Genomic DNA, 14,772 nt, shown 5'->3' with positions numbered 1-14,772 from the left:
CCCACGCCGCTTCGGTGCGTCAGCCGGAGCATAGGCTGTCGAGCCTGCCCCTCAAGTCGCGGGCCCCCTTGACAAATGGTGACCAGCATGACCATACTCAGCCATCTACAGTGACAACGATTGCAACTGCGAATAGGCGGTTGAAGCTGCGAGCAATCCACCCTCACCTTTTCTTTCCGAAAGGCTGCGAACGATTGCATGACGACGCTTGAAGAAGTGGCCAGACTGGCTGCGGTTTCTCCGTCCACCGTTTCAAGGGCGCTGGCGCGTCCGGACATGGTGGCTCAGGAAACCCGCGACCGGGTGCTGGACGCCGTGCGGCAGACCGGCTACCGCCCGAACGCGCTGGCCCGCAGCCTGCGCCAGCAGGAAAGTCGCAACCTGGGCCTGGTGATCACCGATCTGAACCCGTTTCACGCCACACTCGCCAAAGGCGTGCAGGACGCCGCGGAACAGTACGACCTGAACGTCATCCTGTTCACGAGTGACGAGTCGGAACGCAAGGAGCGCCGGGCCCTGGAAACGCTCCGCAGCCACATGCCGCAGGGGTTGATCCTGATTCCGACGGCCCACACCCGGGAACATCAGGCTCTGCTCCAGGGCCTCCCGGTGGTGGAACTGGACCGGGTGAGCGGGATCAGCGAAGCCCACAGCGTGCAGGTGGACAACGTGGGCAGCGCCCGCAGCGCCGTCCAGCACCTCACCGAACTCGGTCACCGCCGCATCGGGGGAATCTTCGGCCATCAGACGGTCAGTACCGCGACGGGCCGGTTGCAGGGCTACAAGGACGCGCTGCGCGGCGCCGCGATCCCCTTCGACCCGGCGCTGGTGCAATTTGGCGATTACCGGGAAGCCAGTGGGCATGAGGCCGCGCTGCACCTCCTGAGCCTCCCGGCCAACGTCCGGCCCACGGCCCTCTTCGTGAGCAGTCACGAGATGACGGTCGGCGCGGTTCTGGCCGTGCGGGAACTGGGGGTACGCATTCCCCACGACGTTTCGGTGGTGGGCTTCGACGACTCCAGGCTGATGCAGATTCTGGAGCCGCCCATGACCGTGATTGCCCAGCCGACCTATGACCTGGGACAGGCCGCCTGCCATACCCTCGTCTCCCTGGTCAGGCGCCGGGCCGAAGCCTCCGTTGCCGGTACCGCCACGGAACCCGGGAAAAAGGTCCTGCTTCCCGCGCCCCTGATCGTGCGTCATTCCACCGGGCCTCCCTGTGACGTCACCACCCCGCCTTCCCTCGAACTTTCAACATGAACTGGAGAGATGCGCACCCGTGAAAGGAGGTCGCCTGGAGTGCAAACGATTGCAGCCCTATAAGTCGTCGTTCTTCGCTTGAAAAGCCGGGAGAGGAGATTTCAACATGAAAAAAATTGCTGCCCTGACCCTGATGGCTCTTGCCTCCGCCGCCCTCGCTCAGAATGTCCGGATCGTCGTGGTCACGCACGGGCAGGCCTCCGACCCGTTCTGGTCGGTGGTGAAAAACGGCGTGGATCAGGCGGCCAGGGACATGAACGCCAAGGTCGAGTACCGCTCGCCGCAGACTTTCGACATGGTGCAGATGAGCCAACTGATCAACGCGGCCGTGGCGAGCAAGCCGGACGGCATCGTGGTGTCGATCCCCGACGCGGCGGCCCTCAGCAAGGCCATCACGGCGGCGACCAAAGCCGGAATTCCGGTCGTGAGCATCAACTCGGGGGCGGACGTGTTCAAGAAGCTCGGCGTGCTGATGCACGTCGGCCAGGAAGAATTCGCGGCGGGGCGGGGGGCAGGCGCGCGGATGAAGGCCCTCGGCGTCAAGAACCCCATCTGCCTGAACCACGAGGTCGGGAACGCCGGGCTGGACCAGCGCTGCGCGGGCTTCTCGGAGGGCTTCGGCAAGAAGGTGCCGGTGGTGGCCGTCAAGAACGACTTCACGGAAGTGCGCAACGCCGTGGCGAACTACCTGCAACGCAATCCCACGGTGGACGGCGTGATGGCCCTCGGCCCGGTCGGGGCGGAACCGGCCCTGCAAGCGGTCAATTCCAGCAAGCGCGACGTCAAGCTGGCGACCTTCGACCTGAGTTCGGCGGTGCTGAACGCCCTGCGCGACGGCAAGATGGCCTTCGCGGTGGACCAGCAGCAGTACCTCCAGGGCTACCTGCCGGTCGTGTTCCTGGCGAACTACAAACGCTACGGCCTGCTACCCGCCAACGACGTGATCGCCACCGGCCCCGGCTTCGTGACGTCCCAGAACGCGGCGCAGGTGATCGACCTGACGAAGCGCGGCATCCGCTGATCCCCGGCCTGCCTGGCGGACCGGAGCGCGAGAAGGAAACGCAACCATGTCGATGACACTCCGAGATGAAAGGCTCCGCAAAGTCAGCCTGTGGCGCCGTCTCCTCGTCCGGCCCGAGTTCGGCTCGCTGGCGGGCCTGCTGGTGGTGTTCGGCGTCTTCAGCCTCTTCGCGGGAAGTCAGGGGTTCCTGTCGGTCGCCGGGACCGTGAACTACCTGGAGGTGGCCGCGCAACTGGGGATCATCGCCGTCGCGGCGGCCCTGCTGATGATCGGGGGGGAATTCGACCTCTCCATCGGCAGTATGATCGGGCTGACCGGCATGATCGTCGGCCTCAGCACCGCGCAGTACGGCCTCCCGCTGTGGGCGGGCATCCTGCTGGCCTTCGTGGTCGCCGGGCTGCTCGGCGCGCTGAACGGCTGGGTCGTCCTCAAGACCGGCCTGCCGTCCTTCATCATCACGCTGGCGTCCCTCTTCATCCTGCGCGGTCTGACGGTCGGCGTGACGCTGCTGCTCACCAACAACACGCGCGTGTCCGGGGTGGAAGCCAGCGGCCTCAGCGCGGCCCTCTTTCAGAGCACGCCGCTGGGCCTGCCCGTCAGCGTGTGGTGGTGGCTGGGCCTGGGGCTGGTGATGAGCTTCGTCCTGCTGCGGACGCGCTTCGGCAACTGGATTTTCGCGGCGGGCGGCGATCCCCATGCCGCGCGGAACGTGGGGGTGCCGGTGGGCCGCGTCAAGATCACGCTGTTCGTGCTGACGGCCCTTTCTGCCGCGCTGCTCGCCACCATCCAGGTGCTGAACACCGGCTCGGCGGACGTGCTGCGCGGCACCGGCAAGGAGCTGGAGGCCATCGCCTCGGCCGTGATCGGCGGCTGCCTGCTGACCGGCGGGTACGGCAGCGTGATCGGCGCGATGCTGGGCGCGCTGATGCTGGGCATGGTGCAGCAGGGCCTCTTTTTCACCGGCATCGACACCAACTGGTTCCAAGTGTTCGTGGGCGGCCTGCTGCTGGCCGCCGTGGTCCTGAACAACTTCCTGCGCAAGAAAGCGATTGGCCGCTGATGACCAAGATGTCTGCTGTAGGCCGTCAGGGCATCCCCCTGATCGAACTCGACCACGTGGACAAGACCTTCGGCCCGGTGGTGGCGCTGCGGGACATCTCCCTGGGGGTGTATCCCGGCGAGGTCCACTGCCTGCTGGGGGACAACGGGGCCGGAAAGTCCACCCTGATCAAGACGCTTTCCGGTGTGCACCAGCCGAGCAGGGGAGAGCTGCGGATCGAGGGGAGAAAGGTCGTCTTCGAGAGTCCGCGCGACGCCATCAACGCCGGGGTGGCGACGGTGTATCAGGACCTCGCCATGCTCCCTTTGATGAGCATCGCCCGCAACTTCTTCCTGGGACGCGAGATCACGCGGCAGGTCGGGCCGTTTAAGGTCTTCGACATGGACACGGCCAGCCGCATCACCCGCGAGGAACTGCACAAGATCGGCATCGACCTGCGCGACCCGGACCAGGCCATCGGGACGCTCTCGGGCGGGGAGCGGCAGTCGGTCGCCATCGCCCGCGCGATCTACTTCGGCGCGAAGGTGCTGATCCTCGACGAGCCGACCTCGGCCCTGGGCGTGAAGGAAGCGGCGGTCGTGCTGAAATATGTCCTTCAGGCGCGTGCCCGCCACCTGGGCGTGATCTTCATCACCCACAATGTCCACCACGCCTGGGCGGTCGGGGACACCTTCACGGTGCTGAACCGGGGCCAGAGTTACGGCACCTTTGCCAAGGAGGCCACGAACCGTGAGGCCCTGCTGTCGATGATGGCGGGCGGCGAGGCGCTGGAGGAACTGTCGGTGGAACTGGGCGAGATCGCCCACACCGACCGGACGGCGGCGGCCCGGAGCGAGGCGGCTGCCGCCCGCGCGCTGCATGAAGGCGCTGTCCACCCCGGAGGACACGGATGATGCCCCCACAGCAAGACCTCCCCTGCGCCATGATCGGCGCGGGCCGGATGGGTCAGGCCCATGCGGGGGTCCTCCGCACCCTGTCCGGCGTCCGCGTCACCTGGGTGATGGACGTGAGCGAGGAGAACGCCCGCCGGGTGGCCGGGCAACTGGGCGCGCAGTACAGCACGTCGCTGGACGAGGTCCTGGCCCAGCCGGACGTGTCGGCGGTCATCATCAGCACCCCGGCCCCCACCCACGCGGACGTGATCGAGCGCGCGGCGAAAGCCGGAAAAGCCATCTTCACCGAGAAACCGCTGGCGCAGAATCTCGCGGACGGGGTGCGGGCGGTGCAGGCGGTGGAGGCTGCCGGAGTCCCCGCGCAGGTCGCCTTCCAGCGCCGCTACGACCCGGCGTATGTGCAGGCCAAGCAGATGATCGACGCCGGGGAACTGGGGCGGTTGGAGGGGTTCCGCGCGGTGGGGCGTGACCCCGAACCCCCACCCATGGAGTACCTCGTGACGGCGGGCGGCCTGCTCGTGGACATGGGCGGGCACGACCTCGACCTCGCGCGCTTCCTGGTCGGGGAGGTGGAGGAGGTGCGGGCCATCGGCGGGGCGCTGGTGAACCCCGAACTCGCCCAGTACGGCGAACACGACACGGCGGTCGCCCTGCTGAAGTTCGAGAACGGCGCGCTGGGGACGCTGGAGGTCGGCCTGCGGACCAGCTACGGCTACGACATCCGCACCGAGGTGCTGGGGGAGAAGGGAAGGCTGCATATCGAGCGGGACCGGCGGCCTGACCTCACGGTGTACGACGCTCGCGGGGCGAACCATGACCGGCCCCGGCATTTCACTGAGCGGTTTCCGGAAGCGTATGCGGCGGAGATCACGGCCTTCGCGCAGGGTGTTCTGAGCGGCCTCCCCCTCACGCCCACCCCCCGCGACGCCCTGCTCTCGCTGCGCCTGGGTCTGGCCGCGCAGCACGCGCTGAACACCGGGGAAACCGTGCGGGTGGCGGACTTCGGGCGGGAGGAACTGGCGAAGCTGCCCCCCGCCCCGGCGGAAATCCCGGCAGGAGGTGGACGGTGAACAAGGAACGTGACACCCAGCGCCTGACCGTGGCCCAGGCCACCCTGAAGTTCCTCGCCGCGCAGTATTCAGAACGGGACGGGCAGCGGCAGCGGCTGATTCCCGGCGTCTGGGGCATCTTTGGGCATGGCAACGTCGCCGGGCTGGGCCAGGCGCTCGAAGAGTACGGGGACGAACTGGGCCTGCCCACCTATCGCCCCCAGAACGAGCAGGGCATGGTGCATGTGGCCGCCGCCTACGCCCGCCACAGGAACCGCCTGGCGACCTTCGCCTGCACCGCCAGCGTCGGCCCCGGCAGCACGAACATGATCACCGGGGCGGCCCTGGCGACGGTCAACCGCCTGCCGGTGCTGCTGCTGCCCAGCGACATCTTCGCCAACCGCATTCCCGACCCGGTGTTGCAACAGGTCGAACACTCCATTGAACACGACCTGTCCGCGAATGATTGCTTCCGCCCGGTGAGCCGCTTCTATACCCGGATTTCGCGCCCTGAACAGCTTCTTTCGGCGCTGCCGGAAGCGATGCGCGTGCTGACCGACCCCGCCGAAACCGGCGCGGTGGTCGTCAGCCTGCCGGAAGACGTGCAGGCCGAGGCGTACGACTGGCCCGCGAGCTTCTTCGACAAGCGCGTCTGGCATGTGCGCCGCCCCCCACCCGAACAGGTCTTGATCGAGCAGGCGGCGGAGCTGATCCGCCGGGCCGAGCGACCATTGATCGTGTGCGGCGGGGGCGTGATCTACAGCGGCGCGGAGGAGGCGCTGTCCCGGCTTGCGGACGAGTTGAACCTGCCTGTCTGCGAATCCCAGGCGGGGAAGGGGGCCCTGCCCTGGAACCATCCCCTCAATGTCGGCCCTATCGGCTCTATCGGAGGCCTCGCCGCCAACCGCCTGGCGCGGGAGGCTGACCTGGTGATCGCGGTCGGGACGCGGCTGGGGGACTTCGTGACCGCCAGCAAGACGGCCTTCCAGCAGCCGGACGTGCAGGTGATCGGGATCAACGTCGTTCCGATGGACGCGGCCAAACTCGGTGCCCTCAGCGTCGTCGCGGACGCGCGGGAAGCCCTGCGCGCCCTGCACGGGGCCCTGCGTGGCTGGCGTGCGCCGCAGGCCTACCGGGACGAGGTTTCCGAGCTGAAAACCGAATGGAACGCCGCCGTGGACGCGGCGCGTGCCGACACCGGCAGCACGCCGCCTGCCCAGGGGGCGGTGATCGGCGCGGTGAATGACGTTCTCGGGGGCCACGCCACGGTCGTCTGTGCCGCAGGCAGTATGCCCGGCGACCTCGTGCGGCTGTGGCGAGCCGAGGACCCGGGGGCGTACCACGTCGAGTACGGCTTCTCCTGCATGGGCTACGAGATTCCCGCCGGGCTGGGCATCCAGCTGGCCGAACCGGGCCGCCGCGTGGTGGTGATGATCGGGGACGGCAGCTACCTGATGATGAACAGCGAACTGGTTACGGCCGTCGCGGAGAACGTGAATCTGACGGTGGTGCTGGTGGACAACCGCGCCTTCATGAGCATTCGCGGCCTCCAGATGGAATGCGGTAGCCCCAGCTTCAACAACGAGTTGCGCCACCGCAACCCGGCGACCGGCCGCACCGATGGTCCAGTCGTTCAGCTCGACTTCGTGAAACACGCGCAAGGCCTGGGGGCGTCCGCCATGCGGGCGGAGACGCTGGACGAGCTGCGCGCGGCCCTGAATGATGCCGGGGCACAGGGGGGCGTCCACGTGATCGTCGTCCCGGTCAACCTGCGCGAGCGCGTGCCCGGCTTCGAGAGCTGGTGGGACGTGCCCATCGCGGAAGTGTCGGGGCAGGCCGGGGTCCGGCAGACCCGCGAACACTACGAGGAGAAAGTAGCGGACCAGGTGCGTTACTTCGCGCCGACCACCGTCAAGGAGAACGTGTGACTTCGACCATTCGATTTGGCAACGCGCCCTGCTCCTGGGGCACCATCGAGGGGTTTGGCGAGGGCGTCCCGCAGGCGCGGATGCTCGACGAACTGGTGGAGGCCGGGTACCAGGGCACCGAACTGGGCGACTGGGGCTACCTGCCCACCGACCGGGAAGAACTCCGCGCCGCGCTGCGTGAACGGAACCTCACGATGCTGGGGGCCTACGAGGGCGTGTTCCTGCGGGACGAGGCGGCCCACGCGGACGGCGAGGCCCGCGTCCTGCGGGTGGCCCGGCAACTCGCCGCCGTCTCCGACCTGGGCGACCCGGACTGGCAACCGCTGGTCGTGCTGGCCGATGAGCACAGCCGCGACCCCCGGCGGTTGCAGAACGCGGGCCGCATCCACCCAGAACTGGCGCTGGACGAGCGCGGATGGGAGACGTTCACGGCGGGAGCAGAACGCATCGCGCGGGCGGTGAAGGCCGAGACGGGCCTGCGGACGGTCTTCCACCACCACTGCGGCGGGTATATCGAAACCCCGGACGAGATCGCAACCTTCCTGAAGCGCACGGCCCCGGACCTGGTGGGCCTGGTGTTCGACACCGGTCATTACCTCTACGGCAGCGGCGGCAGCGACCCGCAGACCGTGCTGGAAGGCCTCGCCCGCTTCCGGGACCGCATCTGGTACGTGCACTTCAAGGACATGAGCGCCGAGGTGGCCGCCCGTGCCCGGCAGGCGGGCCTCACCTACCAGCAGGCGGTGGGGGCGGGGGTGTTTTGCGAACTCGGGCGCGGCGTGGTGCCGTTTCCTGCCGTCCTCGACGCGCTGCGCCAGAGCGGCTATCACGGCTGGATCACCGTCGAGCAGGATGTCCTGCCCGGCATGGGTGAACCGTTCGCCAGCGCCCGCGCCAACCGCGAGTACCTCCGTTCGCTGGAACTGACCACCAGCCGCCCTTGAAAGGAAATCTCCTATGACCCAGACGCAGACCCGGCTCCAGAACTTCGTGGGCGGCCACTGGGAACCCTCGCGGGCCGCAGAAGTACAGCCCGTGATCAACCCCGCCACCGCCCAGACCCTCGCGGACGTGCCGCTCACCACCGCGCAGGAGGTGGACCGCGCCGTTCAGGCCGCCGAGGCCGCCTTCCACGAGTGGCGCGAGGTGGCGGTCGGGGACCGCATCCAGCCCCTCTTCAAGCTCAAGGCGCTGATCGAGGAGCACATCGAGGACCTGGCCCGCACCATCACCGACGAGTGCGGCAAGACCCGGGCCGAGAGCATCGGCGAGATCCGGCGCGGCATCGAGAACATCGAGGTCGCCACCGGCATCCCGATGCTGATGCAGGGCTACAACAACGAGAACATCGCCAGCGGCATCGACGAACACATGTTCCGCCAGCCGCTGGGCGTGGTCGCCGCCATCACGCCCTTCAATTTCCCGGCGATGATCCCGCTGTGGTTCCTGCCGTACGCGGTCGCCACCGGGAACGCCTTTCTCCTCAAGCCTTCCGAACGGGTGCCGCTGACCACCGAGAAACTGTTCCGGCTGATCGAGCAGGCGGGCTTCCCGGCGGGCGTGTTGTCTCTGGTGAACGGCGGCAAGGACGTGGTGAACGCGCTGCTGGACCACCCGCAGGTTCGTGCCATCAGCTTTGTCGGCTCCACCCCCGTCGCCCGTTCTATCTATGAGCGCGGCGCGAAGAACGGCAAGCGGGTGCAGGCCCAGGGCGGCGCGAAGAACCCGGCGGTGATCCTCCCCGACGCCGACATGGAGATGGCCGCGACCATCCTGGCCGACAGCGCCTTCGGCTGCGCGGGGCAGCGGTGCCTGGCGACCAGTGTGGCGATCACGGTGGGGGGCGGCCGGAAGGCGTTCACCGACCTGATGGTGGACCTCGCGCAGAGCCGCCGGGTGGGCTACGGCTTCGACGAGGGCGTGCAGATGGGGCCAGTGATCAATGAGCAGAGCAAGGAGCGGGTGGAAGGGCTGATCGAAAAGGGCGTGCAGGAGGGCGCGCGGGCCATCGTGGACGGGCGGCAGGCGAAGGTGCCCGGTTACGAACAGGGGTACTTCGTGGGGCCGACGCTGCTGGAGAACGTGCCGCCGCAGGGGGAAATCGCCCGCACGGAAATCTTCGGCCCGGTGCTGAGCCTGATGCACGCCGCAAACGTGGACGAGGCCATCCGCTTGGTGAACGAGCGGGCCTTCGGCAACCAGGCCAGCCTCTTTACCGGCAGCGGCGCGGCGGCCCGCAAGTTCCGCCACGAGGTCCGCGCGGGGAATATCGGCATCAATATCGGCGTGGCCGCGCCCATCGCCTACTTCCCCTTCTCGGGCTGGGGCGATTCCTTCTTCGGGGACCTGCACGCGCAGGGGCGGCACGGCGTGGAGTTCTACACCGAGACGAAGGTGGTCGTCGAACGCTGGCCGCGCGAGTGGAGCCGCACGTTCTGAGGGATGGGCCAGGAGGGCTGAGGGTTGATTCATCGCAGGCCCCCTCGACCCTCACACATCCGAAAAGGGCATCATGACCGACACTAGACCTTCCCTCATCACCATCGGGCGCAGTTCCATCGATCTCTACTCTCAGGACATCGGCAAGCCGCTGCCGGAGGTGCGGACCATCGGGGCCTATCTGGGCGGCAGTCCCCTCAACATCGCCGTGGGCGCGGCCCGGCTGGGCGTGGACGCCGCCCTCGTGACTGCCGTGGGCGACGATCAGGTGGGCGACTTCATCCTGGCGGGCCTGGAACGCGAGGGCGTCCGCACCGCCTACATCCCCCGCAAGCCGGGCGCGCGCACCAGCGCGGTGATCCTGGCCGTCCAGCCTCCCGACCGCTTCCCCATCACCTTCTACCGCGACAACGCGGCGGACATTCAACTGAGCATCGACGACATCCAGGCCGTGCCCATCGAGGAGGCCCGCGCCCTGGTGGTGAACGGGACCGCGCTCTCCAAAGAGCCGGGGCGCAGCGCCACCCTCTCCGCCTGCGAGCGTGCCCACGCGGCGGGTGTGCCCGTGTACCTCGACCTGGACTTCCGCGCGAACCAGTGGCATGACGTGCGCGCCTTCGGGCTGAACATCCGCGCGCTGCTGCCGAACGTGGACGTGGTGATCGGCACCGAGGAGGAGATCAACGCGGCGATGCTCACCGACCCCGCCGACATCACCATCCGCCATGACCAGATGACGGCCCCCGAGATTCGTGGAGACGTGGCCGCGAACACTGCCGCGCTGCTGGCCCGCGTGTCCACCGTGGTCGTGAAGGAAGGCGAGCGCGGCTGCACTGTCCACCGGGCGGGGGAGGAGCCGCTCAGCGTCCCCGGCTTTCCGGTCGAGGTGCTCAGCGTGCTGGGGGCCGGGGACGCCTTCGCCGCCGGGTTGATCACCGGGCGTCTGCGCGGCTGGGACTGGTTCCGCAGCGCCCGCCTGGGGAACGCCTGCGGGGCCATCGTGGTGACCCGTATCGGCTGCGCCGACTTCACGCCGACCCAGGCCGAGGTGGACACCTTCGTGGAGGAGAAAGGAGGGTGGGCATGCCCTACGTCACCGACGCTCGCCCGCTGATTCAGGCCGCCTACCGGGAAGGTTCCGCCCTGCCCGCCTTCAACGTCTGCTCGCTGGAAATGGCGCGGGGCTGCGTGCTGGCCGCCCAGGAACTGAACCGCCCCATCCTGCTGCAAACCTACCCCGCCGATATCGAGCAGGCCAGCCCCCACGTCTTTGCGCAGATGACCCGCGCCCTGGCGGACGAGGTGAGCGTGCCGGTGGGCCTGCACCTCGACCACGGGCGGGACTTCGCCCAGGTCGTCGCCTGCCTGCGCGCCGGGTACTCCAGCGTGATGTTCGACGGCCAGGGCCTCCCCTTCGGGGAAGTGCTGGTCCAGACCCGCCATCTGGCCGAGATCGCCCACGCCGCCGGGGCCAGCCTGGAAGTCAGCGCCGAGAGCTTCGGCGTGCCGGGGGCCGAGGACAACGTGCTGGAAACCACCGATCCCCGCCACGCGGCCCAGGTGCGGGAGGCGGGCGCGGATATGGTGGCCTGCGCGGTCGGGAGCGAACACGGCCATGAGAGCCGTCTGGACCTGGCGTTGCTGCGCTCGGTGGCAGATGCAGTGAATGGACCGCTCGTGCTCCACGGTGGGAGCGGCATCCAGCCGGACGACCTGCGGGCGGCCCTCACCTGCGGCGTGGTGAAGGTCAACGTGGGGAGCGCCCTCTACCGCGCCGTGCTGGGCGCCTGGCGGGAAGCGGGCGCGGGCACGTCCCACCGCCAGGGCAGCACGCGGGTACGGGGGGCCGTGCGGGAGGTCGCCCGGACATACATCGAACGGCTGTCCCCCCAGCCCGGTCCCCAGACACTCATTCAGGAGCTTCAACCATGACCCAGTCCCCCGAGTTCACCGCTTCACCGATTCGTTTCGCCATCCTCGGCGCGGGCCGCATGGGCCTTGAGCATGGCCGCGCCCTCGTCGGCCTGCCGGAAGCGCAGGTCGTGGCCGTCGCGGACCCCATCGAGGAGGCCGCGCAGCGGGTGGCCCGGCTGACCCGCGCGGGGCGGACGTACAGCGATCCCCTGGACGCCATCCACGATCCCGAGGTGCAGGCGGTCATCATCGTGACGCCGACCCGCACGCACGCCGCCCTGATCGAGGCCGCCGCGAACGCCGGAAAGGCCATCTTCTGCGAGAAGCCGGTCGCCGCCGACCTCGCGGAAACCGAACGGGTGATGCGGATCGTGGAGGAACGGGGCGTCCCCTTCCAGATCGGTTTCCAGCGGCGCTTCGACGCGGGGTTCGCGCAGGCCAGGCAGCGCATCCTGGCGGGCGAACTGGGCACCGTCGAGCAGTTCAGCGCGACCGGGCGTGACCCCGCCCCGCCGTCCCTGGACTACCTGAAGGGCTCGGGCGGCATTTTCCTCGATCAGGCGATTCACGACCTGGACATCGCCCGCTTCCTGGTGGGCGAGGTGGAGGAGGTGACGGCCATCGGGGACGCGAAGGTGGACCCGGCCATCGGTGAGATCGGGGACGCCGACACGACCACCGCGCTGCTGAAGTTCGTGGGCGGGGCGCAGGGCGTCGTCCAGAACTCCCGCCGCGCCGTGTACGGTTACGACGTCCGCACCGAGGTTTTCGGCTCCGGGGGGAAACTGGTGCTGGAGGCGACCCCGAAAACGCCGCTGCTGCGCTACGGGGAAGGCGTCAGCATGGACCACTACCACTTCTTCATGGACCGCTTTCAGGACGCCTACCGCGCCGAGATCGCCGCTTTCGTGGCCTTCCTCCGCGCGGGCGAGGTGCCGCAACCCGGGCCGCGTGACGCCGTGGAGTCCCTGCGCCTGGCCCTGGCCTGCACCCGCAGCCTGCAAGAAGGCCGCCCGGTGCGCGTGGCCGAGGTGCAGGCGGGAGAGGCGGTGCCCTCGTGACCAACCACCTCCGCCCCGACGCGAGCGGGCAGGTGGGTGTCACGCCGGAAAGCGCCGGGTGGGAGTACCTGTCCTTCGGCGTGGTGCGCCTCACGCCGGGTCAGACGCACCAGGCGAACACGGGCGGAAACGAGGTGGCCCTGGTGCCCCAGGAGGGCAGGCTGCGCGTGGAGGCGGGCGGGCAGACTTTCGACCTCACCCGCCGGGACGTGTTCAGCGAGTTGCCGCACGTCCTGTACCTGCCGCCCGGCGTGGCCTACCGCGTGAGTGGTGAGGGCGTCTTCGCCTGGGGAGGCGCTCCGGCCAGTGGAGCATTGCCGCTGCGGCTGTTCCGCCCGGAGGAGATGCGGGTCGAGCTGCGCGGCGGGGCGAACGCGACCCGGCAGGTCAGCCATATCCTCGGCCCGGACCTGCCCGCCGAGCGCCTGCTGCTCTACGAGGTCTACACGCCCAGCGGGAACTGGAGCGGCTGGCCGCCCCACCGCCACGACGGGAGGCTGGGGTCTTTGTACATCGAGGAAACGTACCACTACCGCGTTTCACCGCCCCAGGGCTGGGCCGTCCACCGCAACTACAGCCCCGAAGACGGCGAGGACGAACTGCTGCTCGCCCGCGACGGCGACCTGATCCTCTCGCGCCGGGGCTATCACCCGGTCGCCGCCGCGCCGGGCAGCAACGTGTACTACCTCAACTTCATGGCCGGGGAGGCCCAGGGCGAGCAGCGCCGCCTCCCGCCGGTGGACGAGGCGCAGTGGGCCTGGATGCGGCAGGACTGGGCGGGACGGGCGATGCCGCTCCCTTTCCCCCCGCCGGGTCTGGAGGGGTAGGCCAGGGGAGACGGCGGTATATGCCAGACACCCCGGCTGGCTGTAGATCAGGCGCTCCACCCTGTCCTGACCGGTGGTGAAGACGGCGGTTGCCCGCGTGTTTTCAAGGTCCGGGGGGTTGTCCCGGGAGATGGGGAGGTTCCGCGTCTCGCTGTTCCACGGCACCGTGCAGCCTCTGCCCGATGTCGCGTAGCCGCGCGAGCTGTTGCCCCAGGGCAGGCACGCCCGCGAGGCTGTCCAGGTAGGTCCACAGGTAGGCGATCACCGCGTAGATGGTGCCCGGCTGCGCGCCCGGCAGCCGCACCGCCCGCACGATCACGAACCCCGCCAGGGCGATCAGGAACAGTTCCAGCACGCCCCAGCCCGTCGCCTCCACGTCGGAGAGGCGCACGCGCCAGGTGGCCAGCCGCCGGTAGTGCTCGCGCACCGCCCCGCCGCCCGGTCTGCCCAACACGTCCACCTCGCGTTCGAGTTCATCGTTGAGGCCCCGGTGGAGCGCCAGCGCGCGGCGGGCAAAGCGGCGGCTCACCAGTCCCACCGGCAGCAGCAGGGCCAGGCAGACCAGCCCGGTCAGCCGGTCGTACCCCAGGAGCATCGCGAGCGACCCGGCAAAGCCCACCAGCGCCCCGATCACGGCGGGCACGTCGCGCTCGAAGAAGTCCACGAACTCCCGCGCCAGCGCGCTTCTCGCCACGATCTGCGAGGTGGGGCGCCCCTGGCGGGCCTGGCCCAGCACGACCCGGGCGGCCACCTCCCCGTAAATCCGGGTGAAGGTGCGGGTGTCGAAACGCTGGCGGATCACCCCGGTGACGCTGTGCGCGAGCCAGATGCCCGCGAAGAGCGCGAGGCCCAGGAACGATCCCCGCAGCAACCCGTCGATGGCGCGGCCGGTGGCGAAGGGATACAGCAGGTTGAAGAGGTTTTCCAGCAGGGTCAGGGCGTACGTGAACAGGATGCGTGGCCGGTAGGCGCGGTAAAGCGTCCCCATCGTCCGCGCCAGGGTGGCCGTCATGGCGCGGGCCGGGTGGATGCCCGGCGGAAGGGAACGCCGCCCCCGCCCGGCGCAACAGGACCGATCTCCCTCACGAGGCGCCTCCCTTTCCTGGCACTGCCCTGGCCGCCCCACCGCCGGGGAGGACCCAGGGCCAGCCTTCCCGGGCTGAATCTGCCACCTCCCCCGTGACGTGCCCGTGACGCGCGCCGGGGAGGGACCCACCCCGCGCTTCACGAAAGGCCCCTTGGGGAAGAGGGTCGAGCGGTCAGAAAGGGCTTAGAGCATTTGTCAAAAAGAGTCCTTCTTTTTGACCGAGCGGAGCGAGC

13 protein-coding genes are annotated in these 14,772 nt (G+C 69.0%); 12 read left to right on the top strand and 1 reads right to left on the bottom strand.

Features of this window, described 5'->3' with window-relative positions:
* Positions 1–198 precede the first annotated feature (198 nt).
* The 12 genes from E5F05_RS03055 to iolB all read left to right on the top strand — a co-directional run bounded on the left by E5F05_RS03055 (position 199) and on the right by iolB (position 13,452).
* Complete coding sequence (locus E5F05_RS03055) at positions 199–1,260, top strand: LacI family DNA-binding transcriptional regulator (RefSeq protein ID WP_138223731.1); 1,062 nt, start codon at positions 199–201, stop codon at positions 1,258–1,260.
* Positions 1,261–1,366: 106 nt separating this feature from the next.
* Positions 1,367–2,281: a sugar ABC transporter substrate-binding protein gene (locus E5F05_RS03050; protein ID WP_138223730.1), complete on the top strand. Its 915-nt coding sequence runs from the start codon at positions 1,367–1,369 to the stop codon at positions 2,279–2,281.
* Positions 2,282–2,327: 46 nt separating this feature from the next.
* Complete coding sequence (locus E5F05_RS03045) at positions 2,328–3,341, top strand: ABC transporter permease (RefSeq protein WP_138223729.1); 1,014 nt, start codon at positions 2,328–2,330, stop codon at positions 3,339–3,341.
* A gap of 8 nt (positions 3,342–3,349) precedes the next feature.
* A complete protein-coding gene (locus E5F05_RS03040; RefSeq protein ID WP_138223772.1) occupies positions 3,350–4,234 on the top strand; it encodes an ATP-binding cassette domain-containing protein in 885 nt (294 codons plus the stop codon).
* The gene (locus tag E5F05_RS03035) at positions 4,231–5,304 is read left to right on the top strand and encodes a Gfo/Idh/MocA family protein (protein ID WP_212744537.1); all 1,074 of its coding nucleotides are present in this window, start codon (positions 4,231–4,233) and stop codon (positions 5,302–5,304) included. The genes E5F05_RS03040 and E5F05_RS03035 overlap by 4 nt, the downstream gene beginning before the upstream one ends.
* Positions 5,301–7,211 (top strand): 3D-(3,5/4)-trihydroxycyclohexane-1,2-dione acylhydrolase (decyclizing), encoded by a 1,911-nt coding sequence (gene iolD, locus E5F05_RS03030; RefSeq protein ID WP_138223728.1) that lies wholly within the window; start codon positions 5,301–5,303, stop codon positions 7,209–7,211. Before E5F05_RS03035 ends, iolD begins: the two co-directional genes overlap by 4 nt.
* Positions 7,208–8,155, top strand: a complete 948-nt coding sequence (locus E5F05_RS03025; RefSeq protein WP_244944458.1) for a TIM barrel protein — start codon at positions 7,208–7,210, stop codon at positions 8,153–8,155. Before iolD ends, E5F05_RS03025 begins: the two co-directional genes overlap by 4 nt.
* Positions 8,156–8,168: 13 nt before the next feature.
* Positions 8,169–9,650 (top strand): CoA-acylating methylmalonate-semialdehyde dehydrogenase, encoded by a 1,482-nt coding sequence (locus E5F05_RS03020; RefSeq protein ID WP_138223727.1) that lies wholly within the window; start codon positions 8,169–8,171, stop codon positions 9,648–9,650.
* A 73-nt stretch (positions 9,651–9,723) separates the two neighbouring features.
* Positions 9,724–10,764: a 5-dehydro-2-deoxygluconokinase gene (iolC, locus tag E5F05_RS03015; RefSeq protein ID WP_138223726.1), complete on the top strand. Its 1,041-nt coding sequence runs from the start codon at positions 9,724–9,726 to the stop codon at positions 10,762–10,764.
* A complete protein-coding gene (locus E5F05_RS03010; protein WP_138223725.1) occupies positions 10,734–11,582 on the top strand; it encodes a class II fructose-bisphosphate aldolase in 849 nt (282 codons plus the stop codon). Before iolC ends, E5F05_RS03010 begins: the two co-directional genes overlap by 31 nt.
* The gene (iolG, locus tag E5F05_RS03005) at positions 11,579–12,625 is read left to right on the top strand and encodes an inositol 2-dehydrogenase (RefSeq protein ID WP_138223724.1); all 1,047 of its coding nucleotides are present in this window, start codon (positions 11,579–11,581) and stop codon (positions 12,623–12,625) included. Before E5F05_RS03010 ends, iolG begins: the two co-directional genes overlap by 4 nt.
* Positions 12,622–13,452 (top strand): 5-deoxy-glucuronate isomerase, encoded by an 831-nt coding sequence (gene iolB / locus E5F05_RS03000; RefSeq protein WP_138223723.1) that lies wholly within the window; start codon positions 12,622–12,624, stop codon positions 13,450–13,452. The genes iolG and iolB overlap by 4 nt, the downstream gene beginning before the upstream one ends.
* Positions 13,453–13,555: 103 nt before the next feature.
* Here the strand turns inward: iolB and E5F05_RS02995 are convergent, their stop codons facing one another.
* Entirely contained in the window at positions 13,556–14,464 is a 909-nt protein-coding gene (locus tag E5F05_RS02995; RefSeq protein WP_138223722.1) for an ABC transporter six-transmembrane domain-containing protein, read from the bottom strand.
* Between the last annotated feature and the right edge of the window lie 308 nt (positions 14,465–14,772).

It is taken from the genome of Deinococcus metallilatus (assembly GCF_004758605.1).
Classification (GTDB): Bacteria; Deinococcota; Deinococci; order Deinococcales; family Deinococcaceae; genus Deinococcus; species Deinococcus metallilatus.
The sequence above is the reverse complement of the archived record's forward strand: the minus strand, read 5'-3'. Positions and strand labels throughout refer to the sequence as shown.